The 23,471-nt window shown below is 72.5% G+C and carries 19 protein-coding genes; 8 read left to right on the top strand and 11 right to left on the bottom strand.

What is annotated here, in order from left to right; genetic code table 11:
• Positions 1-2: 2 nt before the first annotated feature.
• Positions 3-1,691, bottom strand: a complete 1,689-nt coding sequence (gene paaN / locus G472_RS0114780) for a phenylacetic acid degradation protein PaaN (protein ID WP_029009020.1) — start codon at positions 1,689-1,691, stop codon at positions 3-5.
• Between the two features lie 350 nt (positions 1,692-2,041).
• Here paaN and paaG point away from each other — a divergent pair, with 350 nt between their 5' ends.
• Genes paaG through paaK form a run of 5 tightly spaced genes read left to right on the top strand, consistent with a single transcriptional unit; the run spans position 2,042 to position 7,365 of the window.
• Positions 2,042-2,833 carry a 2-(1,2-epoxy-1,2-dihydrophenyl)acetyl-CoA isomerase PaaG gene (gene paaG, locus G472_RS0114785; protein ID WP_029009021.1) on the top strand — a complete coding sequence of 264 codons (792 nt, stop codon included), beginning with the start codon at positions 2,042-2,044 and terminating at the stop codon, positions 2,831-2,833.
• Entirely contained in the window at positions 2,833-4,356 is a 1,524-nt protein-coding gene (gene paaH, locus G472_RS0114790) for a 3-hydroxyacyl-CoA dehydrogenase PaaH (protein WP_029009022.1), read from the top strand. Before paaG ends, paaH begins: the two co-directional genes overlap by 1 nt.
• On the top strand, positions 4,349-4,807 hold the full coding sequence (gene paaI, locus G472_RS0114795) for a hydroxyphenylacetyl-CoA thioesterase PaaI (RefSeq protein WP_029009023.1): 459 nt from the start codon (positions 4,349-4,351) through the stop codon (positions 4,805-4,807). The genes paaH and paaI overlap by 8 nt, the downstream gene beginning before the upstream one ends.
• On the top strand, positions 4,804-6,003 hold the full coding sequence (pcaF, locus tag G472_RS0114800) for a 3-oxoadipyl-CoA thiolase (RefSeq protein WP_029009024.1): 1,200 nt from the start codon (positions 4,804-4,806) through the stop codon (positions 6,001-6,003). Before paaI ends, pcaF begins: the two co-directional genes overlap by 4 nt.
• Before the next feature lie 33 nt (positions 6,004-6,036).
• Positions 6,037-7,365 carry a phenylacetate--CoA ligase PaaK gene (gene paaK, locus G472_RS0114805; protein WP_035692487.1) on the top strand — a complete coding sequence of 443 codons (1,329 nt, stop codon included), beginning with the start codon at positions 6,037-6,039 and terminating at the stop codon, positions 7,363-7,365.
• A gap of 797 nt (positions 7,366-8,162) precedes the next feature.
• On the opposite strand, the gene G472_RS0114815 is transcribed toward paaK, so the two are convergent.
• Together G472_RS0114815 and G472_RS0114820 are read right to left on the bottom strand one after the other, a co-directional pair.
• On the bottom strand, positions 8,163-9,014 hold the full coding sequence (locus G472_RS0114815) for a ParB/RepB/Spo0J family partition protein (protein WP_029009026.1): 852 nt from the start codon (positions 9,012-9,014) through the stop codon (positions 8,163-8,165).
• Positions 9,004-10,029 (bottom strand): ParA family protein, encoded by a 1,026-nt coding sequence (locus tag G472_RS0114820; RefSeq protein WP_029009027.1) that lies wholly within the window; start codon positions 10,027-10,029, stop codon positions 9,004-9,006. Before G472_RS0114820 ends, G472_RS0114815 begins: the two co-directional genes overlap by 11 nt.
• Positions 10,030-10,379: 350 nt before the next feature.
• On the opposite strand from G472_RS0114820, the gene G472_RS33330 reads away from it, so the two are divergent.
• The 3 genes from G472_RS33330 to G472_RS0114835 all read left to right on the top strand — a co-directional run bounded on the left by G472_RS33330 (position 10,380) and on the right by G472_RS0114835 (position 16,105).
• The gene (locus G472_RS33330; protein WP_051340840.1) at positions 10,380-12,041 is read left to right on the top strand and encodes a tyrosinase family protein; all 1,662 of its coding nucleotides are present in this window, start codon (positions 10,380-10,382) and stop codon (positions 12,039-12,041) included.
• A gap of 184 nt (positions 12,042-12,225) precedes the next feature.
• Positions 12,226-13,422: a nitric oxide-sensing protein NosP gene (nosP, locus tag G472_RS33335; protein WP_084536656.1), complete on the top strand. Its 1,197-nt coding sequence runs from the start codon at positions 12,226-12,228 to the stop codon at positions 13,420-13,422.
• Entirely contained in the window at positions 13,385-16,105 is a 2,721-nt protein-coding gene (locus G472_RS0114835) for a NahK/ErcS family hybrid sensor histidine kinase/response regulator (RefSeq protein WP_156927125.1), read from the top strand. The genes nosP and G472_RS0114835 overlap by 38 nt, the downstream gene beginning before the upstream one ends.
• Here G472_RS0114835 and G472_RS0114840 read toward each other — a convergent pair whose 3' ends face one another.
• From G472_RS0114840 to G472_RS0114875, 8 genes are read right to left on the bottom strand one after another with little or no spacing between them, the layout of a single operon-like run.
• Positions 16,106-16,996 carry a Pnap_2097 family protein gene (locus G472_RS0114840; protein WP_051340842.1) on the bottom strand — a complete coding sequence of 297 codons (891 nt, stop codon included), beginning with the start codon at positions 16,994-16,996 and terminating at the stop codon, positions 16,106-16,108. It abuts the gene before it with no gap.
• Between the two features lie 17 nt (positions 16,997-17,013).
• Entirely contained in the window at positions 17,014-17,298 is a 285-nt protein-coding gene (locus G472_RS0114845) for an MSMEG_0570 family nitrogen starvation response protein (protein ID WP_029009030.1), read from the bottom strand.
• Complete coding sequence (locus G472_RS33340; RefSeq protein ID WP_051340843.1) at positions 17,286-18,476, bottom strand: MSMEG_0565 family glycosyltransferase; 1,191 nt, start codon at positions 18,474-18,476, stop codon at positions 17,286-17,288. Before G472_RS33340 ends, G472_RS0114845 begins: the two co-directional genes overlap by 13 nt.
• Positions 18,473-19,441, bottom strand: coding sequence for a sll0787 family AIR synthase-like protein (locus G472_RS0114855; RefSeq protein ID WP_029009031.1), 969 nt, complete (start codon positions 19,439-19,441; stop codon positions 18,473-18,475). The genes G472_RS33340 and G472_RS0114855 overlap by 4 nt, the downstream gene beginning before the upstream one ends.
• Complete coding sequence (locus tag G472_RS0114860; RefSeq protein WP_051340844.1) at positions 19,438-20,004, bottom strand: MSMEG_0567/Sll0786 family nitrogen starvation N-acetyltransferase; 567 nt, start codon at positions 20,002-20,004, stop codon at positions 19,438-19,440. The genes G472_RS0114855 and G472_RS0114860 overlap by 4 nt, the downstream gene beginning before the upstream one ends.
• 44 nt (positions 20,005-20,048) lie before the next feature.
• Entirely contained in the window at positions 20,049-21,326 is a 1,278-nt protein-coding gene (locus G472_RS33345; RefSeq protein ID WP_035692489.1) for an MSMEG_0569 family flavin-dependent oxidoreductase, read from the bottom strand.
• A 39-nt stretch (positions 21,327-21,365) separates the two neighbouring features.
• Positions 21,366-22,490 (bottom strand): MSMEG_0568 family radical SAM protein, encoded by a 1,125-nt coding sequence (locus G472_RS0114870; protein WP_051340845.1) that lies wholly within the window; start codon positions 22,488-22,490, stop codon positions 21,366-21,368.
• A complete protein-coding gene (locus G472_RS0114875) occupies positions 22,399-23,463 on the bottom strand; it encodes a Nit6803 family nitrilase (protein ID WP_029009034.1) in 1,065 nt (354 codons plus the stop codon). The genes G472_RS0114870 and G472_RS0114875 overlap by 92 nt, the downstream gene beginning before the upstream one ends.
• Positions 23,464-23,471 lie beyond the last annotated feature (8 nt).

The raw sequence follows: 23,471 nt of genomic DNA on the forward strand, positions 1-23,471 counted from the left end.
CGTCACGCCGCCGCGGGAGCCGCCGCCGCGGGCTCCCGGCTCTGCACCACGCGGAACCGCCCGGCGACGAAGTCGAGATCGCACAGCGCGGCGTTGCAGGCGGGGTTGGCGCCGGTGCCGTGGAAGTCGCTGAAGGCCGCGGACTGGTTGACGAAGACACCGCCGGTCAGGTTGACCGACAGCGCCACCCCCGCCTCCACGAAGGCGTCCCGTGCCGACGCCGCGAGGGCGGGGTCGCGGGTGTAGAGCGCGGCCGTCAGCGCCCCCCGGGTGCGGGCCAGCCGGGTGGCGCGGTCCAGCGCGTCGGCGGTGTCCCGCACCTTCACGATGAAGGTGACGGGGCCGAAGCGCTCCTCTCCGTAGGCCGCTTCGTCCCCGGCGTCGACGGTCAGGATCAGGGGCGTGCGCACCCGCGCCTGCGGGAAGGCGGGATGCTCCACCGCCCGCGACGCCAGCACCACCGTGCCCAGACCGGCCGCCCCGGCGATGCGGTCCAGCGTGGCGTCGGACTGGATGGCGCCCAGCACCTCCACCGCCCGCGCCGGGTCGGACAGCAGGCCGTCCACACCCCGGACCAGCGCCGTGACCACCGCGTCGAAGCCCATGGTGCCGTCGCCGGTGCGGATGCCGTCGCGCGGCACGAAGATCGCCTGCGGCGTCGTGCACATCTGCCCGGAATAGAGCGACAGCGAGAAGGCGAGGTTGCGCGTCATGCCCTTGGGGTCGTCGGTGGAATCGATCACCACCGTGTTGACGCCGGCCTTCTCGGTGAAGACACGGGCCTGGCGGGCGTTCGCCTCCAGCCAGTCGCCGAAGGCGGAGGAGCCGGTGAAGTCGATCAGCTTAACCTCCGGCCGCAGGGCCAGGTCGGCGGTGATCGGGGCGGCGGCGGTGTCGGCGGCCAGCGTCACCAGATCGGGGTCCAGCCCGGCGGCGGCCAGCACCTCCCGGCACACCTCCACGGTGATGGCCAGCGGCAGGATGGCGCCGGGGTGCGGCTTGACCACCACGGCATTGCCGGTGACCAGGCTGGCGAACAGGCCGGGGTAGCCGTTCCAGGTGGGGAAGGTGGCGCAGCCGATGACCAGCGCCACGCCGCGCCCGGTCACCTCGAAGGTCTTGTCCATCACCAGCGGCGGGTTCTTGCCCTGCGGCTTCTCCCAGCGCGTCGCCGGCACCTGGTCGGTCATCGCCTTCCAGCCGTAGGCCACCGCCTCCAGCCCACGGTCCTGGGCGTGCGGGCCGCCGGCCTGGAAGGCCATCATGAACGCCTGCCCGGTGGTGTGCATCACCGCCTGCGCGATCTCGAAGGAGCGGGCGTTGAGGCGGAACAGGATCTCCGCGCACACGCCGGCCCGTCCGTCCGGGCCGACGCGCCGCCACGCGGGCATGGCGCCCCGCGCCGCCGCCAGCAGGGCGTCGACGTCGGGCGGCGGGTAGGTGACGCCGAGGTCGAACCCGTAGGGCGAGCGTTCCGCCCCCACCCGCGCGCCGGTGCCGGGCTGCGCGATGGCGAAGGGGGCGCCGAGGCGGGCCCTGAAGGCGGCCTCCCCGTCCGCCGCCGCCGTCTCGCCGTAGCTGCGCGGGCTCGGCATCTCCGCGAAGGGCGACCAGTAGCCGCGGCCGCGCGCCGCGGCCACCGCCGCCTCCAGCACCGGCCGGTGCCGCTCGAAAAGTTCCCGGGGCGTCATCCGTTTCCTCCTGCCGGCATCGGCCGGTCCGTTTCGTATCGTTTCACGGCGGTGCTATCCGGGCGCAGATCCCCGCCCGGCGCAACATCCGTGCGCATCAGCCGTAGGCACTTTACACGAGGAAACGACTTTTATGATACCGGATTTTATGGTAGACGGAACAAACTGTATCCCATCGGCACGATGCCGGCGGGACGGCTCGACGAGGGCGGAGCGAACCGCCCCGGAGCGTTGGGAGCGAAACGCATGTCCGACCGATCTGTCGCGGCGGCACCGCCGCGGCGCCGCCCCGTCCCGCCTGCATTGTTGACGTTGCGTACAATCGGCGCAATCAGCCAAGGCGGTCGGCGATGACCTATTCCTGCATCCTTTTCGACGTGGCGGACGGCGTGGCGACGCTGACCCTGAACCGCCCGGACAAGCTGAACTCCTTCACCACGGCCATGCACGCGGAGCTGCGCGCGGCGCTGGCGGCGGTGGGCGCCGACGCCTCCGTGCGCTGCCTGCTGCTGACCGGGGCGGGGCGCGGCTTCTGCGCCGGGCAGGACCTGTCCGACCGCGCCGTGGCCCCGGGGGAGGAGGCGCCCGACCTGGGTCTGTCGCTGGAGGACAACTACAACCCCCTGGTCCGCACCCTGCGCGCCCTGGAGATTCCGGTGTTGTGCGCCGTCAACGGCGTCGCCGCCGGGGCCGGGGCCAACCTGGCGCTGGCCTGCGACATCGTGCTGGCCGCCCGCTCCGCCCGCTTCATCCAGCCCTTCTGCAAGCTGGGGCTGGTGCCGGATTCCGGCGGCACCTGGTTCCTGCCGCGCCTCGTCGGCCCGGCCCGCGCCGCCGCCCTGGCCATGCTGGGCGACGCCGTGCCGGCCGAGCGCGCGGAAGCCTGGGGCCTGATCTGGAAGGCGGTGGACGACGACGCCCTGATGGCGGAGGCGACGGCGCTGGCCCGCGACCTCGCCACCCGGCCGACCCGCGGCCTGGCGCTGACCAAGCGGGCGCTGCAGGACTCCTGGACCAACACGCTGGACGACCAGCTCGACCTGGAGCGCGACCTGCAGCGCGAGGCCGGCCGCACCCGCGACTACCGCGAGGGCGTGGCCGCCTTCACGCACAAGCGCACCCCCGTCTTCGAGGGCCGCTGATGGCGCCGCTCGACCGCACCGCCGCCGTGGCCGTGGTCGGCTGCGGCGCCATGGGCACGGGCATCGCGCAGGTGGCGGCCCGGGCCGGCCACCCCGTGCTGATGGCCGACGCCCGCCCCGGGGCCGCCGAAGCCGCCGTCCGCTCCATCGCCGATGCGCTGGCCCGCCTGGTCGACAAGGGGCGCCTGGCGGCGGCGGAGCGCGCCGCGGCGCTGACCCGCCTGACCCCGGTGGCCGCCCTCGCCGACCTCGCCCCGGCCGCCCTGGCGGTGGAGGCGGTGGCCGAGGACGCGGCCGTCAAGACGGCCCTGTTCGCCGAACTGGAAGGGGTGGTCGGGCCGGACGCGATCCTGGCCACCAACACTTCGTCCCTGTCGGTGACCGCCATCGCCGCGGCGCTGGCCCGGCCGGAGCGCGTCGCCGGCCTGCATTTCTTCAACCCCGCCCCGCTGATGCCGCTGGTGGAGGTGGTCAGCGGCGTGGCCACGGCGCCCGCCGTCGCCGACACCCTGTACGCCACCGCCGCGGCCTGGGGCAAGGCGCCGGTGCACGCCCGCTCCACCCCCGGCTTCATCGTCAACCGCGTCGCCCGCCCCTACTACGCCGAGGGCCTGCGCCTGCTGCAGGAGGGGGCCGGCGACCCCGCCACCCTGGACGCCGTGCTGCGCGAGGCCGGCGGCTTCCGCATGGGCCCGTTCGAGCTGATGGACCTCATCGGCCACGACGTGAACTTCGCGGTCACCCGTTCGGTCCACGCCGCGTTCTTCGGCGACCCGCGCTTCCAGCCCTCGCTGATCCAGCAGGAGCTGGTGGAGGCCGGGCGCCTCGGCCGCAAGACCGGCCGCGGCTTCTACCGCTACGCGCCGGAGCCCGAGGTGCCGCAGCCGCGCAGCGTCGCGCCCGGCCCGGCACCGGCGGCGGTGCGGGTGGAAGGCGACCTCGGCCCTGCCGCGCCGCTGGCGGGCCTGCTGCGCGCCGCCGGCGTGGCGGTGGAGGAGGCGCCGGGGCCCGGCCGGCTGGTCGCCGGCGGGCTGGTTCTGGCGCTGACCGACGGGCGCACGGCGACCGAGCGCGCCGCCGCCGACCCCGCCGACGGGCGCGACCTCGTGCTGTTCGACCTGGCGCTCGACTACGCCGCCGCCCCGCGCCTGGCGGTGGCGGTGGCGGACGGGGCGGCGCCCGACGCGGCGGCCCGCGCCGCCGGCCTGTTCGCGGCCGCGGGCAAGCGGGTGTCGCTGATCGACGACGCGCCGGGGATGGTGGTCATGCGCACGGTGGCGATGCTGGCCAACGAGGCGGCGGACGCCGTCCTGCACGGCGTCGCCACGGCGGCCGACGTGGACGCCGCCATGGTGCGCGGCGTGAATTATCCGCAGGGGCCGCTGGCTCTGGGCGACGCCCTGGGCTGGCCGCGCATGCTGGCGGTGCTGGACGCGCTGGCGCGCACCTACGGCGAGGACCGCTACCGCGCGTCCGCGCTGATCCGACGCAAGGTTCAGGGAGGGAGCAGGTTTCATGGCTGAGCGGTACACCGCCCGGGAGATCGCCGAAGCCGTCGGCCGCGGCATGTACGCGCGCGACCGCTGCGCGCAGGCCCACGGCATCGCGTTGCTGGAGATCGCGCCGGGCTACGCCCGCATGGCGATGACCGTGCGCGAGGACATGGTCAACGGGCACGACACCTGCCACGGCGGCATGACCTTCACGCTGGCCGACACGGCGTTCGCGTACGCCTGCAACGCCGCCAACGAGACCACCGTCGCCGCCGGCTGCTCCATCGTCTTCCCCAACCCCGGCCGGCTCGGCGACGTGCTGACGGCGGAGTGCCGGGAGGTCCACCGCCAGGGCCGCAACGGCGTCTACGACTGCACCGTCACCACCGGCGACGGGGTCGTCGTCGGCCTGTTCCGCGGCCAGTCCGCCGCCATCCGCGGCGCCGTCGTTCCCCTGCCCGGCCAAGGAGATGCCCCGTGAGCGACGCCTATCTGTGCGACGCCGTGCGCACGCCCTTCGGCCGCTACGGCGGGGCGCTGGCTCCGGTGCGCCCCGACGACCTCGCCGCCGTCGCCGTCCGGGCGCTGGTGGAGCGCAACCCCGGCCTCGCCGGGGCGGTGCCGGACGACGTGGTGCTGGGCTGCGCCAACCAGGCGGGGGAGGACAACCGCAACGTCGCGCGCATGGCCGCCCTGCTGGCCGGCCTGCCGGTGGCGGTGCCGGGGACCACGGTCAACCGGCTCTGCGGCTCCGGCCTGGACGCCGTCGCCATCGCCGCGCGCGCCATCAGGGCGGGCGAGGCGGACCTGATCCTCGCCGGCGGGGTGGAGAGCATGACCCGCGCCCCCTTCGTCCTGGGCAAGGCGGACGCCGCCTTCGCCCGCAGCGCCGAGGTGCACGACACCACCATCGGCTGGCGCTTCGTCAACCCGTGCATGAAGGAGGCGTACGGCATCGACAGCATGCCGGAAACGGCGGAGAACGTCGCCGACGATTTCGCCGTGTCCCGCGCCGACCAGGACGCCTTCGCCCTGCGCAGCCAGCAGCGCGCGGCGCGGGCCATCGCCGCCGGCCGGCTGGCCCGGGAGATCGTGCCGGTCACCGTGCGGGGCCGCAAGGGCGACACGGTGATCGACGCCGACGAGCACCCGCGCCCCACCACCGCCGAAGCGCTGGCCGCGCTGAAGCCCATCGTGCGGCCGGGGGGCACGGTGACCGCCGGCAACGCGTCGGGCGTCAACGACGGGGCGGCGGCGCTGATTGTGGCGTCGGCGGCGGCGGTGCGCCGCCACGGCCTGACGCCGCGCGCCCGCGTCGTCGGCATGGCCGCCGCCGGCGTGCCGCCGCGCATCATGGGCATCGGTCCCGCCCCCGCCAGCACCGCGCTGCTGGAGCGCCACGGCCTGACCATCGGCGCCGTCGACGTGGTGGAGCTGAACGAGGCGTTCGCGGCGCAGGGTTTGGCGGTGCTGCGCCTGCTGGGGCTGCCCGACGACGCCGACCACGTCAATCCCAACGGCGGCGCCATCGCGCTGGGCCACCCGCTGGGGGCCAGCGGCGCGCGCCTGGTCACCACCGCCATGATGGAACTGGAGGACCGCGGGGCCCGCCGGGCCCTGTGCACCATGTGCATCGGCGTCGGCCAGGGCATCGCCCTGCTGATCGAACGCGTCTGAAAACAAAGAACATCGTATTCGGGAGAGAACGCCATGGCCCCGTTGATCGCGCCGCTGCGCCACGACCGCGACCATTACGAGATGGCGAGCCGTGACGAGATCACGGCGATGCAGACCGCGCGGCTCGCGTGGTCGCTGCGCCACACCTACACCAACGTCCCCCACTACCGTGCCCGCTGCGAGGCGAAGGGCGTCCACCCCGACGATTTCCGGGAGCTGAAGGACCTGGCCCTGTTCCCCTTCACCGTGAAGGACGACCTGCGGCGGAACTATCCCTACGGCCTGTTCGCCGTGCCGATGACGGAGATCGTGCGCCTGCACGCCTCGTCGGGCACCACCGGCCAGCCGACGGTGGTGGGCTACACCCGGGCGGACATCGACCACTGGGCGGACCTGGTCGCCCGCTCCATCCGCGCCTCGGGCGGGCGGCCCGGCGACAAGGTGCACGTGGCCTACGGCTACGGCCTGTTCACCGGCGGCCTCGGCGCCCATTACGGGGCGGAGCGGCTGGGCTGCACGGTGATCCCCATGTCGGGCGGCCAGACGGAAAAGCAGGTGCAGCTCATCCGCGACTTCCGGCCCGACATCATCATGGTCACCCCCTCCTACATGCTGAACATCGCCGACGAGATGGTGCGCCAGGGTCTGGACCCGCGGCAGACGTCGCTGCGCGCCGGCATCTTCGGGGCGGAGCCGTGGACCAACGCCATGCGCGGCGAGATCGAGCGGACCTTCGGCATCGATGCCGTCGACATCTACGGCCTGTCGGAGATCATGGGACCGGGCGTCGCCAACGAATGCGTGGAGACCAAGGACGGCCCCGTGATATGGGAGGACCATTTCTATCCCGAGATCATCGACCCCGAGACCGGCGAGCCGCTGCCCGACGGGGAGTACGGCGAGCTGGTCTTCACCACCCTGACCAAAGAGGGGCTGCCGATGATCCGCTACCGCACCCGCGACCTGACGCGGCTGCTGCCGCCGACGGCGCGCAGCATGCGGCGGATGGACAAGATCACCGGCCGCTGCGACGACATGCTCATCATCCGCGGCGTCAACGTCTTCCCGTCCCAGATCGAGGAGGTGATCTGCCGCGACCCGACGCTCGCTCCCCATTACGAGCTGGTGCTGACCCGCGACGGCCACCTGGACAGCCTGACGGTGCGCGTGGAGACCGCCCCCTCCCCCTTCCCTGCCCCCGCGGGCACCGGCGCCGACCCCGCCGCCCGGGCGGGTGCCCTGAAGCACCACATCAAGTCGCTGATCGGCATCTCCACCCGCGTGGAGATCTGCGCCCCCGGCAGCATCGAACGCTCCGTCGGCAAGGCGAAGCGGGTGCGCGACCTGCGGCCCAAGGGGTGATGGCGGGGAACGGAGCCGGCGCTGCGGAATTTAGCGTGGTGCCGGTTTCCGAACCGGGGCCGGACGTGCCTGCCGGGAAGGCTTCGGGCGGCCGGGCAATCGTGCCGGACCGGCGTGTTCCCCGGCATCCGTGCTGTGGTCTGTTGAGTGTCCGTTCGTAGCAGTCACGCGCCGACCTCCCGTGGGACGCGCCGCTTCAGGCGCCTTCCGGGGATGAACACCTCGTCGCGGCCGCGGGCGATCGGCCGGACCGTGATGCCGAGGGCCACGGCTGCCTTGGCGAGACGCTCGCCGCGATAGCCGGGATCGCCGATGGCTGGCCCTTGGAACCCGCGCCCGACTCCACCGTGTCGCCGCTGGCCAGGCGCCACGTTCGGTGCAGCCGATCGAGCAATCGGCGCCACAGCCCGGGCCGGGCCGGTTGCGTGCCGTCCGCCGCCATCGCTGTCATCTCGACCAGCCCGTCCGCCCGCCGTAAAACCTCTGCTCTCCTTGAAGTCGCATCCCGACCACCGCGAGTCGGTGCGCCCTTGCTACGAACACGGTCTGAAGCGGTTGCGGTCGAAGTGGATCCGGCAGGTTTTCGACACGCTGACCGGTCTCGGGTGTGGCGCCTGTTGGGCGCGAACGATCCGGCGCAGGTAGACCGCCACGCAGGGCATGCGCCTGTGGCGCGGGCAGCCGCCGGAACCGGCCCGCTGTTCCGACGTCGGAACGCCCTTTCAGGTTGTGCTCACGAAGATCCGCAACCATCGGAAGCGTTCCGACGTCGCAACGCCGGCGTTCGTCGCACAAGCTCAGCCGCGCAGCAGCGCGTCGATCTCGTCGCGCAGGGCGCTCAGGCGCTCCCGGTGCTCCGGCAGCAGGCGGTGGCGGACGGTGCGCACCGCCTCGACCTCCTTGCCGATCCGGGTCAGGCTGCGGCCGAGGGTTTGCAGGAGTGCGGCGTCCTTGCCGGCGGTGCCGGCCGCCGCCTTGCGCTGCGCCTGGACCTCGCGGACGGTCAGGCCGGCCTTGGCCCGCTCCCACAGGCGGCGGCGCACCGCGTCGTCGTCGACCTGGGCGATCTCCACGAGGATGGAGCGGCTGATGTCCGCGGTGCGCCGGCGGTAGTCCGCCAGGATGTCGTCGGGCAGGCGGAGCACGGCCAGGCGGCGGTTGACCTCCGCCTTGGTGCAGCCGATCACCGCGCCGGCCTCCTCCTGGGTGTAGCCGTGGGTTTCGACCAGACGGTTCAGCCCGCGGGCGAGGTCGACGGCGTCCAGGTCTTCGCGCTGGACGTTCTCGATGATCGCCACCTCCTCCGGCTTGCCCGTGGTGACGATGGCGAAGATGGTGTCCCGGCCCAGCATGCGGTGGGCCCGCAGGCGGCGCTCGCCGGCGACGAGGCGGTAGCCGTCGCCGTCCGGCTCCTCGCGCACCAGGATGGGCTGCTGGAGCCCGTGCCGCGCGATGGAGTCCGCCAGGGAGCGCAGGCCGGCCTCGTCGAACACGGTGCGGGGCTGGTCCGGGTTGTCGGCGATGCGTTCGATGGACAGCTCGATCAGGCGGGGGAAGTCGGCGGACACGCCGGTCATCCCTTCGACCACCCCCAGCGAGTCCGAAGCGGGGAGGGTGCGGACGGGCTTGCGGGCGAACTTAGGCGGCATCGGCGGTCTCCGGCCGGTGGGCGGCGGCGATCAGGTCGCGGGCGATCGCCACATAGGTTTCGACGCCGGGCGCACCGGGGTCGCCGGCCAGGGTGATGGTCTGGGCGGCCGACGCCTGAGCGTAGACGGTGGAGCGGGGCACCGGCTCGTAGATGGTGAAGCGGCTCCCCCAGAGCGCGCGGATCTCGTCGTACGAGGCGCGGTCCTGGCTGAGGCGGGCGTTGTACAGGGTCGGCACGATGCCCAGCACCTTCAGGCGCGGGTTCTCCTTCTTGCGCACGGCATTGATCGTCTCGTTCACCAGGTCTTCCAGCGCCATCACAGCGAAGGATTCGGTCTGGCAGGGCAGCAGGACGTAGTCCGCCGCCACCAGCGCGTTCAGGGTGACGGCGCCGACGGCGGGCGCGCAGTCGATGACGACGAAGTCGTAGCGGCCGGCCAGGCTGCGGATCATCGTCGCCATCTGCTCGTACCGCGACAGGCCCAGCCCGTTCAGCTCGTTGTCCGCCCGCGCCAGGGCGATGCTGGACGGCAGAAGGTCCAGTCCGGGCACCGTGGTGTCGACGATCAGGTCCTGCGCCGCGGCCCGCCCGAGCAGGGCATCGGCCAGCGTCCGCCCGGCCCGGGCCAGCGCCATGATCCGGTCCTTGCCCACGCCCACATGGACCGAGGCGTTGGCCTGGCTGTCGGCGTCGATCAGCAGCGTGCGGTACCCCGCGCGGGCCAGGATGTAGGCGATGCACACCGCGCTGGAGGTCTTGGAGGTGCCGCCCTTCTGCAACGACAGGGCCAGCACCAGGGGCCGCCGGCTCTCCGGGCGGGTCCGCCCGTCGTCCAGCGCCGCCATCAGCAGCGTGCCTTCGATCTCGCGCGGGATCTTCTCGCGCTCCGTCTCCCAGCGGCTGATCTTGGAGCCGTCGTACTTCCGGTTCAGCAGGGCGTTGATCCACCCCGCGAACTCGACCTGGTTCATCGCCTTGCGCTCGCGAAGCGCGCGCATCTCATCGCCGGTCATGGCGTCCCCCATACCCCCATCGGTCGAGGGATGGTATCGACCTGATTCCAGTGGGTCAATGGTATCAAGTCGGAGGCTTCAACCCACGACGGTGCGGCGGCTCAGGTGCATGGGGTGGCGGCGGAGGGCAGGGGGTGGTGAACCGCAGCCGGCAAACGTTGCCAAACACACAGCCGATCACGCCTCACCGTCACATTGAAACGACAAAGCATACAATATTATGGTGACACGACATGCCTATGTAATCGGTTTTCGACATTTTGAATCATGAAGAACGCTTCTGAATAAATTCCGTTGATTGCTGAAAATTGCGTGTCATAGCCTCCCATGCAGCCAATAGGGAGGTGGATATGCACAACCGGTTCAACCCGCCGCACACCCGTCGGACGGTCCTGAAGGGCGGGGCGGCCGTCATCGGCCTGGCGACCGTCGGTCTGCCGCTGCACCCCGCCGCCGCGGCGACGCCGGTGCGGCCGGCCCTGTCGACGCCGGAAGGGCAGGCGATGCTCGCGATCTACGAGCAGGCCGTGGGCCTGATGAAGGACCCCGCCATCAACAACCCGCCGCAGCCGCAGAGCTGGACGTTCCAGGCGTACATCCACGCCCTCGCCATCGATCCCACCAACCCCAACTCCAAGGGCTATCCCCACGGCTCCGTGGCGTTCAAGGCGAAGATCGACGAGATCTACGGGCTGAACCCGTCGGGACCGGCGGCGGAGTGGAAGAAGGCGGCGCTGGCCTGCTGGTCGACCTGCCCGCACGGCAGCGCCTACTTCCTGCCGTGGCACCGCTGGTACATGTACTATTTCGAGCAGGTGATCCGCGCCGTCACCAACCGGCCGGACTTCGCCCTGCCGTACTGGGACTACGCCGCCAACGAGAGCACGACGCTGCAGCTCCCGGCGGCGTTTCAGAACCCGCAGAGCCCCCTGTACGAGTCGATCCGCGGCAACGGCTTCACCGACCCGCTGAACCTCGTCTCCCAGACGCAGCCGATGAACGACAACGGCTATCTCGGCTACGCGCTCGTGGAGTACGACGGCTCGCTGGTCGCCACGGAGTACTTCCTCGCCGACACGGGCGACACGCTGTTCTTCCCGCCGACGCCCGGCTGGTACGCGTACGGCTACACCGGCCGCACCGAGACCCAGCCCCACGACAACGTGCACGACGGCGTCGGCGGCCTGATGGGGAATGTGCCGACGGCGGCCCGCGACCCGATCTTCTACATGCACCATTGCCAGATCGACCACCTGTGGGCGAGCTGGCAGAGCTATCCCGGCAACGACACCATCAACTTCGCGCCCGCCGGCCAGGGCACCGACGCCCGGCCGACGCAGGCGGATTGGGACGCCACGGTGTTCGCCTTCGTCGACGGCACCGGTGCCCTTGTGACCGCGACCGCCCCCGGCGCCGTCGATTACCGGGGGCTCTACGGCTACGACGGGCTGGCGCCCAAGCCGGGGGACAAGGCGGTGGCGGTCGCCGCCGCCGCCGCCGGGGTGGTCCGGGCGGCGGCACCGGGGGGCGGCGCCCCGCTGGCGGCCACGGCCGGGGTCGTCGTCGGCCCCGGCGGCACGACGCTGACCCTGGACCCCGCGGCCCCCGCCGCTGCCGGCCTGCCCCGCGCGCTGGGGAGCACCGCCGCCCCCGGCACGCTCCTGCTGAAGGACGTGGTGCTGGAGACGCGGCCGCCGGCGCCGCTCTACGTCTTCGTCAATCTGCCGCAGGGTGCCGTGGCGGAGGTGGGCGGCCCCAACTACGTCGGGCCGGTCAACCTGTTCAAGCTGGAGCCGGCGGGCGGCCAGCCGCAGGGCGGCCATGGCAGCCACGGAGGCCACGGCGCTGCGGCCGTCACCTACTCCTACGACGTCGCCGAGGTCCTGCGCGCCCAGCGCGCCGCGGGCACCTGGTCGGGCGGCCCGATCACCGTGACGATCACGACGGCGGGCGCGGTGCCGTCGCCCGACGCCGTCTATCTGCGCATCGGCGCGGTCGAACTCAGCGAATAGCCGGCTCCCGCCTGATCCGCCGGCTTGCGAAGGCCGCCCCCGTCACCGCACGGGGGCGGCCTTTTCGCGCGCCTACGCCCCCCGGACTATTGCGGCATGTCGGTTTGCGGCACATACTGTATGCATACAAGACCATCCCGTCGTGCAAGGAACGGGAGGCCAAGGGGAAGGGAAGGGGGAAGCCATGGAAGGCTCCGGGGCCACGCTCGCCGAGCGCGCCCGGACGGGAAGCATCCGGCTGGCCGTCACGCACCGCGCCGACCCCGACGCGGCGGTGGCGGAGCTGGCCGATGGCCTGAGCACGGACGACCCGTCACTGCTGCTGTTCTTCTGTTCCGCCACCTCCGACCTGCGGCGGCTGGGTCCGGCGTTGCGCCAACGCTGGCCGGGTGCCGGGATCGCCGGCTGCACCACCACGCGGGAGATCACGCCGTCGGGGTATGCCGCCAATTCCATCGTCGGCATCAGCCTGGCGGAACCCGATTTCTTCGCCGTGACGCGGCGCATCGACGATCTGCGCACCTTCGGCATCGAGCGCGGGCAGAAGCTGGTGGCCGATGCCCTGGACGAGCTGTCGGATCGCGCCCAGAAGGCCCGCCGGCCGGTCAACACCTTCGCCATGCTGCTGATCGACGGCGTGTCCTGCTGCGAGGAGACGGTCGTCAGTTCGTTGCAGAGCGTGCTGGGCCACATCCCGCTGCTGGGCGGCTCGGCCGGCGACGACCTGGCGTTCGAGCGGAGCTGGGTGCTGCACGGCGACGGCTTCCACGAACGCAGCGCCGTGCTGGTGCTGGTGGCCACCCATCACCCCTTCGAGGTCTTCAAGACCGAGCATTTCGTGGGTTCCGAGACGCGCCTGGTGGTCACCGCGGCGGCCCCCGACCTGCGCATCGTCCACGCCATCAACGGCCGCCCGGCGGCGGCGGAATACGCCCGCCTCACCGGGCTGGAGCCGCACGAGCTGACGCCCGCGGTGTTCGCCGCCAACCCGCTGGTGGTGCGCTCGGGCGGCGGCAACTACGTGCGCTCCATCCAGCAGGTCAACCCGGACGGCAGCCTGACCTTCATGTGCGCCATCGACGAGGGGCTGGTGCTGCGCATGGCGCGCAACATCGGCATCATCGAGGATCTGGAGCGGCGGCTGAGCGAACTGCGTCAGCGGCTGGGCTCGCTCCAGCTCGTCATCGGCTGCGAATGCATCCTGCGCTACCTGGAACTCCAGCAAAAGCGCCTGACCGAACGGTCGGGGCGAATCCTCAGCGAGAACAACGTCGTCGGGTTCTGCACCTACGGCGAGCAGTTCAAGTCGATGCACATCAACCAGACCTTCACGGGGGTGGCGATTGCCCGGTTCGACCCTGACGACGATCGGGCTGTCTAGCCCGGGCGCGGAGCGGCGATACGACGGCGCCGCCGCCGAACGCATCGCCGCCCTGGAAAGCGAGATCGAGCGCCTGAACCGGGTCAACACCGCGCTGATGGACCGGGTCGAGCGCAATATGGAGTTGCAGGGCAACGCCTTTGCCCTGTTCCAGACCGCCACGCTGCTGGAGCAGCAGGTGCGCGAGCGCACCCGGGCGCTGGAGACGGCGCTGCACGACTACGCCGGCGCCAACCGCGACCTGCAGGCCGCCAAGCGCGAACTGGAGACGGCGCAGAACCGCCTGAACGACGCGCTGGAGGCGATCTCCGACGGCTTCATCCTGTGCGACGTGAACGACCGCATCGTCGCCTTCAACGTCCGCTTCCGTGAGCTGTGGCGCGGCATGGGGGATCTGCTGCGTCCCGGCCAGTCCTTCGCCCGCCTGATCTCGCGCGCCATCGACAGCGGCCTGGTGCGCAACGACAAGGAGGCGCGGCGCTGGCTGGCGCGCCGCGCCCGCAACCGCTATCGCCACACCGCCCACGTGCTGGAACTGTCCAACGGCCTGTGGCTGCGCATCAGCGAACGGCAGACCCGCGAGGGCGGGTCGGTGGGCATCTACAGCGACGTCACCTCCATCAAGGCGCTGGAGCGCCGCCGGCGCGAGCGCGAGCTGGCGGCCAAATCGACGCTCCTCCAGGCGACGCTGGACAACCTGTCCCAGGGGGTGTCGGTGTTCGACCGCAACCTGGAGCTGGTAGCCTGGAACCACCGCCTGGCCGAGCTGCTGGACGTGCCCGAGGATCAGCTCCACCCCGGGGCGGCGCTGGAGGAGTTCCTGCACCTGCCGGCCGTGCGCCGCCAGTTCACCGACGACGCCATGGAGCCGCGCGAGCTGGAGCGCCACCTGAAGGCGGCCCGCAGCTTCGCGGCCCGGTCGCTGGAGATCACCTGCCCGTCGGGGCGGGCGCTGGAGGTGCGCTCCAACCCCATGCCCAACGGCGGCTTCGTCACCACCTACACCGACATCACCGACCACAAGCGCTCGGAGGAGGCGCTGCGCGACAGCGAGCGGCGCATCCGCCTGGTCACCGACGCCATGCCGGCACTGATCGCCTACATCGACACCGAGGAACGCTACCGCTTCACCAACAAGGCCTATGAGGCGTGGTACGGCCGGCCGCAGAGCGAGATCGACGGCCACCGCATGTGCGACGTGCTGAGCCCCGAGCAGTACCGGCTGCGCCGGACCTATGTGAAGCGGGTGCTGGCCGGCGAGTCCGTGGAGTTCGATTTCGAGTTCGCCCTGTCGGACAACGGCGGCGACGGCGCGCGCACCGACGCCCACGCCGTCTATGTGCCCCACCGCGCCTCCGACGGGACGGTGCTCGGGTTCTTCACGCTGATCCAGGACATCACGGAGCGCAAGCGCTCGGCCTCGCAGCTTGCCGAGGCCAACCGCACCCTGGAGCGGCGCGTGGCCGAGCGCACCCACGCCCTGACGACGCTCAACACCCAGCTCCGCCAGGAGGTGGCGGAACGCGCCGCCGCCGAGGCGGCGCTGCGCCTGGCCAAGGCGGAAGCCGAGCAGGCCAACCTGTCGAAGACCAAGTTCCTGGCGGCGGCCAGCCACGACCTGCTGCAACCCCTGAACGCGGCGCGGGTCTTCACCGCCGCCCTGTCCGAACGCCGGCTGGGCCCGCGCAACATGGAGCTGGTGGACAACCTCACCCAGTCGCTGGAAGCGGTGGACGAGATGCTGACCACCCTTCTCGACCTGTCCAAGCTGGACGCCGGGGTGCTGCCGACCTGCGTCACCCATTTCGAGGTGGACACGCTGCTGCGCCACATGGCCACCGAGTTCCAGCCGCTGGCGCTGGAACGCGGCCTGGCCCTGCGCGTCCACACCTGCGGCCTGACGGTGCGCAGCGACGCGGCCCTGCTGGGGCGCATCCTGCGCAACTTCCTGACCAACGCGCTGCGCTACACCCCGTCGGGGCGCATCGTCCTGGGCTGCCGGCGCGGTCCGGGCGGCCTGCGCATCGGCGTCTGGGACACCGGCGTCGGCATCCCGTCGGACAAGCTGGCCGAGGTGTTCCAGGAGTTCCGCCGCCTCAAGGGCTCCGCCGACAAGCTGAGCCGCGGCGCCGGGCTGGGGCTGGCCATCGTCGACCGCATCGCGCGGCGCCTCGGCCATCCCGTGCTGGTGCGCTCCACCTGCGGGCGCGGGTCGATGTTCGCGGTGGAGGTGCCCTACGGCGACCCGGCGCTGGTGGCGCGCGGCGCCCCTGCCTGTCCCGCCGCCGCCGCCGGCACGGTGGCCGGCGCCACGCTGCTGGTGATCGACAACGAACCGGCGACGCTGACCAGCATGGCCTCGCTGCTCCAGGAGTGGGGGTGCAACGTGCTGACCGTGGAAACCGAGGACGAGGCGAGGGCGGCCATCGGCCCGCGCCACGACGCCATCGACCTGATCGTCGCCGACTTCCATCTGCACGACGGCCGCACCGGCCTGGACGCCATCCGCACCATCCGCGAGCATTGCGGGCGCTATGTCCCGGCGGTGGTCATCACCGCCGACCGCACGGCGGAAATGCAGGCGAGCGTCAAGGAGCACGGCCACCACCTGCTGACCAAGCCCGTCAAGCCCGCCCGCCTGCGCGCCACCGTCGCCCACCTGCTGAGCCGGCGCGGGGTGTGATCACCGCGCCCCGCCGGCCCCGCAGCACGGTCGCCGGCGGGTGAAGGCGTCGGCGATCAGGGCGTCGTCGCAGCCGCGCCGGATCTCGAACCAGTGGCTGCGGCCGTCTTCGCCGTCGCGAACGCCGCACAGTCCGACGGACAGCGTGTCGCCGGGGTTGATGTTGCCATAGAAGAACAGGTCGCGCGCCGCGGTGACCAGACCGGCGCTCAGGTCGGGGAACAGCGCCCATTCCGCCCGGTCGACGAAGCCCTGGAAGGACGCGAAGTAGAGGAACCCGGCGCCGTTGAACTCTGAATGCGGGCAGGGGGTGATACGCACGGCGTCCAAACGGCGGCGGTCCGACCGGCGGAAGCCCCCGTGCTCCTCCCAGCGTCCCCGGCCGAAACGGTGGGTGAGCCCGGCCAGGGAATCGGCGGCGGGAGGCCCGGGCGCCTCGACGGCCGCGCGCAGCGGCAGGGCGCGTTCGACGCTGTGGTTGTCGCCGGGCACGGCGCGCCGCAGGAAGGCGGACACCATCGCCATGCGGGCGACGGGGACACCGCCCGCGGTGATGCACTGTTCGCTCTGGAACCGGGTGCGGGTCACGCGGCGGATGCGCCCGTCGAAGCGCAGCGTGTCGTGCTCCGCCACCCGCTCCGGGTGGGCGTCGCAGAGGGACAGGCCGGTGAAGGTGGCGTAGAGCGTGTTCCCGTCGCGGTCGCGGAACTCCGGCCGCGGCAGGCCGAAGAGATCGGCCAGCATGAGCCAGTGGCGGTGGCCGCACTCCTTCAGCAGCCATTGCTCGGACAGGCCGTGGAGCCCGAGCTGCGGCATGCCCGCCACCACCTCGTGCGGCGGCAGCCCTTCCCGGAAGGGCAGGGGAGCGGGGCGCGCCAGCGTCATGGTCATGGGGGAGGTCCTTGCGTTCAGGCGAAGGCGACGACGGTCACCGTGGGCTCCGCGCGGTCGGCGAAACGGGCGGCCATGGCGTCGATCTCGGCGATCTGGCGGGCGGCGCGGGAGCACGGGAACCCGTACCGGGCGGCGACCCGCGCGCCGGCGATGGACAGGGCCTCGCGGCTGATCCGGGCGAAGGCGTCGAGGGGATAGGTCTGCCCCTCCGTCAGGTGCTCCCGGATCACCAGCGACGGGGAATAGCAATCCGACAGGCTGCCGTCGGGCCAGCGGACGCGGAAGATCATCTCGGGCATGGCGCTCTCGTGCTCCACTGGTTCCACAGCTCGGTGTAGACGGTGCGGTGACGCCGGGCGCAGCGGTCCCATCCCATCAGGGCGGCCCGGCGCAGGCCGGCGGCGCGCAGGGCGGATGCGCGGCCGGGTTTGACCGCTTCCCCCATGGCGGCGGCGATGGACGCGACGTCGCAGGGGTCGGCCCACAGCGCGTCGTCCGGGGCGAGGTGCTCGGTGAAGGGCGCGATGGCCGACACGACGCAGGGCGTGCCGCACGCCATCGCTTCCAGCACCACCAGCCCGAACCCTTCGCGCAGGGACGGGAACACCAGGGCGTCGGCGATCCGGAACAGGGCGGGCATGTCCCCGTCCGGCAGCGGTCCGGTGCGCACGACCGGCGCGCCGGGGCCGACCGCGACGCCGTGCGCGGCGATCAGCCCCTCGAAGGCGCGGACCTCGGCGCCATGGTCGAGCAGGGTGGCCCCGCCGGCGATGACGAGCTGCGCCGCCGGCAGGACCGCGCGGACCCGCAGGAAGGCGTCCAGCAGGCGGGCGCTGTTCTTGCGCTCCTCCACCCCGCCGACGGACAGGAAGACCGGTCCGGTCCCGAGGCCCAGGCGGGCGCGCAGCGCGTCGTCCCGCGGCGCCGGTTGCGGCGTGAACCGCCGGGTGTCCACGCCGTTGCCCACGGGGGTGGCGGCGATCCCGTGCTCGCGCAGCAGCCGCTCCTGCCAGAGCGCGCTGACGCACAGCACCCGGTCGGCGTTGCGGATGGCCCGCCACTGCCGGGCCTCGACCGCCGCATCCTCAAAGGCGTCGAGATGATGGACGGTGCAGACGTAGCCGGGAATGCGCCCCCGCTCCCGCAGGGTCGCCAGCGCGTTGCCGCTGATGCCGTCCTGCGCGTGGAGAATGTCGAACCGCTCCACCGCCCCCGGCCGCTCGAAGAAGGCGAGGTAGTCGGCGATGCGCGTCTCCACCAGGGCGCCCAGACCGCCGCTCACCGGCCGGGCCGGCACGGCGACGGTGCCGCAGCGCGTCCGCCGGAAGAAGCCGCGGCCGCCGGCGTCCGGGGCGTGGACCACGGCACGGTGGCCCAGGCCGGCCAGGCTGTCGGCCAGTTCCAGCGCGTGCACCACCCCGCCCCGCGGGTTGGTGGAATGGGCGAGCAGCGCCACGGACAGGGCGGGGCCGGTCATGCCGCGACCCGCCCCGGCCGGCAGCCGATCAGCGGACCGTCGGCGAAGTCCCAGACCACGGCCCGGTCGGTGCCGTCGGTGAGGGTGACGGCGCTGCCGTCCTCCACCGTGCCGATGGCGGCGCAGGCGATGCCGCGCCCGGCGAAGCGGGCGGCGACGGTCTCGGCCGCCTCCGGCGCGACGCTCAGCAGGAACCCGAAACTGGGGAAGGACAGCAGCCAGCGGTCGAGCGGCACCCCCGCCGGCCGCGGCACCGCGGCGACGTCGATGGTGGCGCCGACGCCGGAGCATTCCAGCAGCATCAGCGCCGTGCCCACCGGGCCGGCCATGCTGATGTCCTTGGCGGCGCGGCACAGCCCATCCTCGGCAAGGCCGGGCAGCAGCGCCAGGTCGCCGCGCAGGCGGTCCGGAGGCGCCCCGGTGGCGGCGTCGAAGAAGGGGTTGGGCTCGTGGTAGCGCCCGCGCAGGTCGATGGCCGCCAGCAGCCGGTCGCCGGGGCGCGCGTCGAAGCTGGTCAGCAGGCGGCGCCCGGCCCGGCCGACGATGGCGACGGCAAGCTGCGGGCGGTCCGTCCGCAGGTTGGAATGGCCGCCCACCACCGGCACGCCGTAGGCGGCGGCGGCCGCCCGCAGTCCCTCCAGGATGGGGCGGGCCTCCGCCTCCCCGTGGCTCCACAGCGCGTCGGTGACGGCAACCGGCCACCCGCCCATGGCGGCGATGTCGCTGACGTTGACCATGACCCCGCACCAGCCGGCGAACCAGGGTTCGGCGGCGACGAAGGCGTTGACGAAGCCCTCCATGGCGAACAGCAGGTGCCCGTCGCCGTCGGGAATGGCGGCGCAGTCGTCGCCGACCGGGACGGCGCCGGCGGGCGCCAGCGCGCCCACCACCGCGTCGATGTCGCGTTTGTGGGCGAAGCCGGGGCTCGCCCGCAGGGTCTCCACCAGGGCGGGCAGGGCGATCATGCCGCCCTCCGCGCCAGCGCCAGGAAGCCGCGGTCGCCGTCGTGGATCGGCGGGTAGTGGGCCAGGTCGGCCTGCATGTGGTGGTGGGGATGGCCGTGCAGCGTCACCTCCTCCAGCGTCCGCCAGTGCAGGCGGCGGAACAGCAGGGCGTTGCGGGCCTGCACGTGGGCGTGGAACCGCAGGCAGCCGCGCCCGGCGGCGGTGCACACCGCCATGCGGATCAGCGACGCCCCCAGCGACCCCGCCCGCCGGTGCGCCGGCGCCACCGCCAGGCGGGAGCCGATCCACAGCCCCGGTTCCGGCTGGTGGATGCGCACCGTTCCGACCACGGCGTCGGGCATGCCGCAGAGGTCGGACAGGGCGACGATGGTCAGGGCGTGCGCGTCGACGGCGTCGCGGTCGTCGCCGTCGAACAGGCCCTGCTCGGCGCAGAAGACCTGCCGGCGCAGGGCGGCGGCGCCCGCCCGCTCCCACGCTTCGGTGGCGTGCTTGATGCGGTAGGCGCCGGCCGTGAAGGCGGGGACCGGCCCGTCATACAGGGCGTTCGGTGTCTGGTCCTGCATGGGCGACTCTCCGTGTCGGGGCCGGCCGGGTCATGCCGGCCGTATCAGGCGGCGGCGGCGGTTCCGGCGAGCAGGCGTTCGGACATCACCCGGGCGAGGTGCGCGGCGTCGTCCGCCACGCCGAGGAAGCGGCCGGAGCCCCAGGTGTGCAGCCAGGGAAGCCCGATGAAGTACAGCCCGTCCACCGGCGAGACCCCCCGCGTGAACCTGGGATGGCCGCGCCCGTCGAAGGCCGGCAGGTCGATCCAGGAATAGTCGGGCCGGAAGCCGATGGCCCAGACGATGGCGGTGATCCCGGCCGCCGCACAGTCGATTTCGGTCGGTGTGGCGCGCGGCGTCCACACGGGCAGGAAGGGCGGCTCCTCCGGCGCGTCGATGCCGTTCTTCGCGATGTACGCGTCGATGTCGCGCCGGATCGACACGTACACCTCGTCCGCATCGTCGAGGTTGCGTTCGAGATCGTCGGCGAAGCGGAGCACGGTGCCGTCGATCCCCGCCAGGCTGCCGTAGAGCGACACCCCGTCGAGCGCGAAGCGGCGCAGGTCGATCTCATGCCCGCCGGCGCGGCCGGTCATATAGTGGTTGGTCTTCTCCTTCGCCCGCTCACCCAGCGGATGGCGGTCGATGGTCAGCTTGTAGTAGCCCATCTCCATCAGCCACTCCGTGGCGTCCTTGCCCCGGTACCGGCGCGGCGAGCGCGGGGCCGGGCCGACGCAGAGATGGACCGTGCGGCCGGCGAGATGGAGATCCTCCATGATCTGCACGCCCGACTGGCCGGAGCCGACGACCAGCACCTCGCCCGGCGGCAACCGGTCGGGATTGCGGTAGTGCACGGAATGGACCTGCGTGACGGACGCCGCCAGGGCGTGGGCGAAGGGCGGGACGATGGGGATGTCGTAGCCGCCGGTGGCGACCACCAGGTGGTCGGCGGTGACGGTGCCGGCGCTCGTCTCCACCTCCAGCACGCGGCCGCCGTCCCGGCGCGACACGCGGCGCACCGCCACCCCCTCGCGCACCGGCGGGTCGAAGCGGCGGGCGAACGCCTCGATGTAGGCGACAATCTCGTCCTTCAGCATGAACCCCTTGGGGTCGGGACCGGCGTAGGGGAAGTCCGGAAGCCGGCACTGCCAGTTCGGGGTGACGAGGCAGAAGCTGTCCCAGCGGTCCTCCCGCCAGGAATGGCCGATCCGGTTCTTCTCGAAGATGACGTGATCGATGCCAAGGGCCTTCAGGTGGTAGCTGACGGACAGCCCGGCCTGGCCGCCGCCGACGATGACGACGGGGTGGTGGGGCACGGGGCGGCTGGCGGCGGAGGGGGACATGGCATTCTCCGGAACGGGGGCGCGGGCGCGGGCGGCGTCTCACGCCTCGAAGCTGGCGAGGGAGGAGCAGGCGCCGCATTTGCCGCAGCCGGCCTTGCTGTCGGACGAGCGCATGCCCGCGGCCTTCAGCATCGCGCCGATGGGGGCCAGCAGGTCGCGCATGAAGGTGGCGTCCGGCGGGGGATGGTCTTCCAGCGGGGTGCCGGTGACGGGGACGAACGGCACCACGAAGGGGTAGACGCCCATGGCGATCAGCCGCTCCGCCATGTCCAGGATCGCGGCGCGGCTGTCGCCGAGCCCGGCCAGGATGTAGGTGGACACCTGCCCCCGGCCGAAGACCGGCACGGCGGCCCGGAAGGCGGCGTAATAGCGCTCCAGGGGGACGCCGGCCTTACCGGGCATGATGCGGGCCCGCACCTCCGGCGTCACCGCCTCCAGATGCATGCCCAGCGCGTCGATGCCGGCGTCGCGCATGCGGGTGAACCAGGCGTCGTCATCCGGCGGCTCGCACTGGCCCTGGATCGGCAGGTCCACCGCGGCCTTCACCGCCGCGGCGCTGTCGCACAGGATGGCCGCCCCGCGGTCCGACGTGGCCGGCGTTCCGGTGGTCATGACCATGTGCCGGACGCCGTCGAGCAGGACGGCGGCGCGCGCCACCTCGGCCAGTTGCTCCGGCGTCTTGCGGGCGATGGTCCGCCCGGCGGCCAGCGACTGGCCGATGGCGCAGAACCGGCAGGTCCTGGTCCGGCTCTGATAGCGGATGCAGGTCTGCAGCACGGTGGTTGCCAGCACGTCGGCCCCGTGCAGCACGGCGATCTTCGAATAGGGGATGCCGTCCATGGTCTGCAGCGCGTAGAAGCGCGGCTGGCCGGGGAAGCGGATGCGCCCGACCGGCGCGCCGTCGCGCCGCACCAGCGCCGTGCCGTCGGCGTCCGGCGCCTCGGCCAGGAAGGGCGACCGGAAGGCGCCCGCCGTGTGGACCGGCACCATGACCGCGCGGCCGTCGATGATGACCGCCTTGTGGTCGCTGGGCCCGGCCCCGCCGCGCCGGCTCGGCGCGCCGGCTCGCGGGTCAGCCAGCCTTATGCCGAAGGATTGCAGCTCCGGGATCAGTTGGCCGGACGCCGGCGGGGAAGACGGCGAGGGGGCTGCGGGCGTCGTCATGGTCGGTCGTCTCCTGTTCGGTCCGCGGCGCGGCCGGGCGCGCGGCGGTGGTCATCGGGCGGGCCGGGCGGTCGTCGAGCACCAGGGACAGCAGCTCCGGCCGGGCGTAGTGACCGACGGAATCCATCATCCGCTTGCGCTTTGTGATCAGGGCCATGTCGAGATCGGCCACGAGGATGCCCTCCCCCGTGGTCAGCGGCGGCACGACGTGGCGCCCCTCCGGCGAGATGATGGCGGTCATGCAGCCGCCGCGCAGGCCCTTCTGAAGCGTCGGGTCGGCGGTGATCCCCGCGATCTGGGTGTCGGTCAGCCAGCCCGTGGCGTTGACGACGAAGCAGCCGGACTCCAGCGCGTGGTGGCGGATCGTCACCTCGATCTGGTCGGCGAAGATGTCGCCGACGAGCGATCCCGGGAACTGTGCGACATGGATCTCCTCGTGCCGGGCCATCAGGGCGTAGCGGGCCAGGGGGTTGTAGTGCTCCCAGCAGGCCAGCGCCCCGATGCGTCCCGCCGCGCTGTCCACCACGGCCAGCCCGGCGCCGTCGCCCTGGCCCCAGATCATCCGTTCGTGATAGGTCGGCGTGATCTTGCGCCGCTTCAGCAGCAGCCGGCCGTCGGCGTCGAAGACGAGCTGGGTGTTGTAGAGGGACCCGTGGTCGCGCTCGTTGACGCCGAGCACCACCACGATCCCGTGGGCACGGGCCGTGGCGGCGACGGTATCGGTCACCGGCCCGGGCACGACCACCGCGCGCTCGTAAAGCGTCAGGTGGTCGGCCCCCGCCAGGACCGGCGGACGCACGAAGGAGAAGTAGGGATAGTAGGGGACGACGGTCTCGGGGAACACGACCAGGGCCGCCCCCTTGCCCGCCGCCTCCGCGATGGCCCGGCACACCCGGTCGACCGTGCCGTCGGCGCTGTCCAGGTCGGGGGCGATCTGCACCGCCGCCACCCGGACCGTTCGCTTCTCCGTCATGGATCCGC

The organism is Azospirillum halopraeferens DSM 3675 (assembly GCF_000429625.1).
Lineage (GTDB): Bacteria > Pseudomonadota > Alphaproteobacteria > Azospirillales > Azospirillaceae > Azospirillum > Azospirillum halopraeferens.

Excerpts from the sequence above, each read along its gene's own strand:
- G472_RS0114845 (WP_029009030.1), bottom strand. The coding sequence starts at position 17,298 with ATGCCCGAGATGATCTTCCGCGTCCGCTGGCCCGACGGCAGCCTGTCG.
- paaH (WP_029009022.1), top strand. The coding sequence starts at position 2,833 with ATGGCGCCGCTCGACCGCACCGCCGCCGTGGCCGTGGTCGGCTGCGGC.
- G472_RS0114875 (WP_029009034.1), bottom strand. The coding sequence starts at position 23,463 with ATGACGGAGAAGCGAACGGTCCGGGTGGCGGCGGTGCAGATCGCCCCC.
- G472_RS0114820 (WP_029009027.1), bottom strand. The coding sequence starts at position 10,029 with ATGACCGGCGATGAGATGCGCGCGCTTCGCGAGCGCAAGGCGATGAAC.
- G472_RS0114870 (WP_051340845.1), bottom strand. The coding sequence starts at position 22,490 with ATGACGACGCCCGCAGCCCCCTCGCCGTCTTCCCCGCCGGCGTCCGGC.
- G472_RS0114840 (WP_051340842.1), bottom strand. The coding sequence starts at position 16,996 with ATGACCATGACGCTGGCGCGCCCCGCTCCCCTGCCCTTCCGGGAAGGG.
- paaN (WP_029009020.1), bottom strand. The coding sequence starts at position 1,691 with ATGACGCCCCGGGAACTTTTCGAGCGGCACCGGCCGGTGCTGGAGGCG.
- G472_RS0114815 (WP_029009026.1), bottom strand. The coding sequence starts at position 9,014 with ATGCCGCCTAAGTTCGCCCGCAAGCCCGTCCGCACCCTCCCCGCTTCG.
- G472_RS33340 (WP_051340843.1), bottom strand. The coding sequence starts at position 18,476 with ATGACCGGCCCCGCCCTGTCCGTGGCGCTGCTCGCCCATTCCACCAAC.
- G472_RS0114860 (WP_051340844.1), bottom strand. The coding sequence starts at position 20,004 with ATGCAGGACCAGACACCGAACGCCCTGTATGACGGGCCGGTCCCCGCC.
- G472_RS33345 (WP_035692489.1), bottom strand. The coding sequence starts at position 21,326 with ATGTCCCCCTCCGCCGCCAGCCGCCCCGTGCCCCACCACCCCGTCGTC.
- G472_RS33330 (WP_051340840.1), top strand. The coding sequence starts at position 10,380 with ATGCACAACCGGTTCAACCCGCCGCACACCCGTCGGACGGTCCTGAAG.
- paaI (WP_029009023.1), top strand. The coding sequence starts at position 4,349 with ATGGCTGAGCGGTACACCGCCCGGGAGATCGCCGAAGCCGTCGGCCGC.
- paaG (WP_029009021.1), top strand. The coding sequence starts at position 2,042 with ATGACCTATTCCTGCATCCTTTTCGACGTGGCGGACGGCGTGGCGACG.
- G472_RS0114855 (WP_029009031.1), bottom strand. The coding sequence starts at position 19,441 with ATGATCGCCCTGCCCGCCCTGGTGGAGACCCTGCGGGCGAGCCCCGGC.
- nosP (WP_084536656.1), top strand. The coding sequence starts at position 12,226 with ATGGAAGGCTCCGGGGCCACGCTCGCCGAGCGCGCCCGGACGGGAAGC.
- paaK (WP_035692487.1), top strand. The coding sequence starts at position 6,037 with ATGGCCCCGTTGATCGCGCCGCTGCGCCACGACCGCGACCATTACGAG.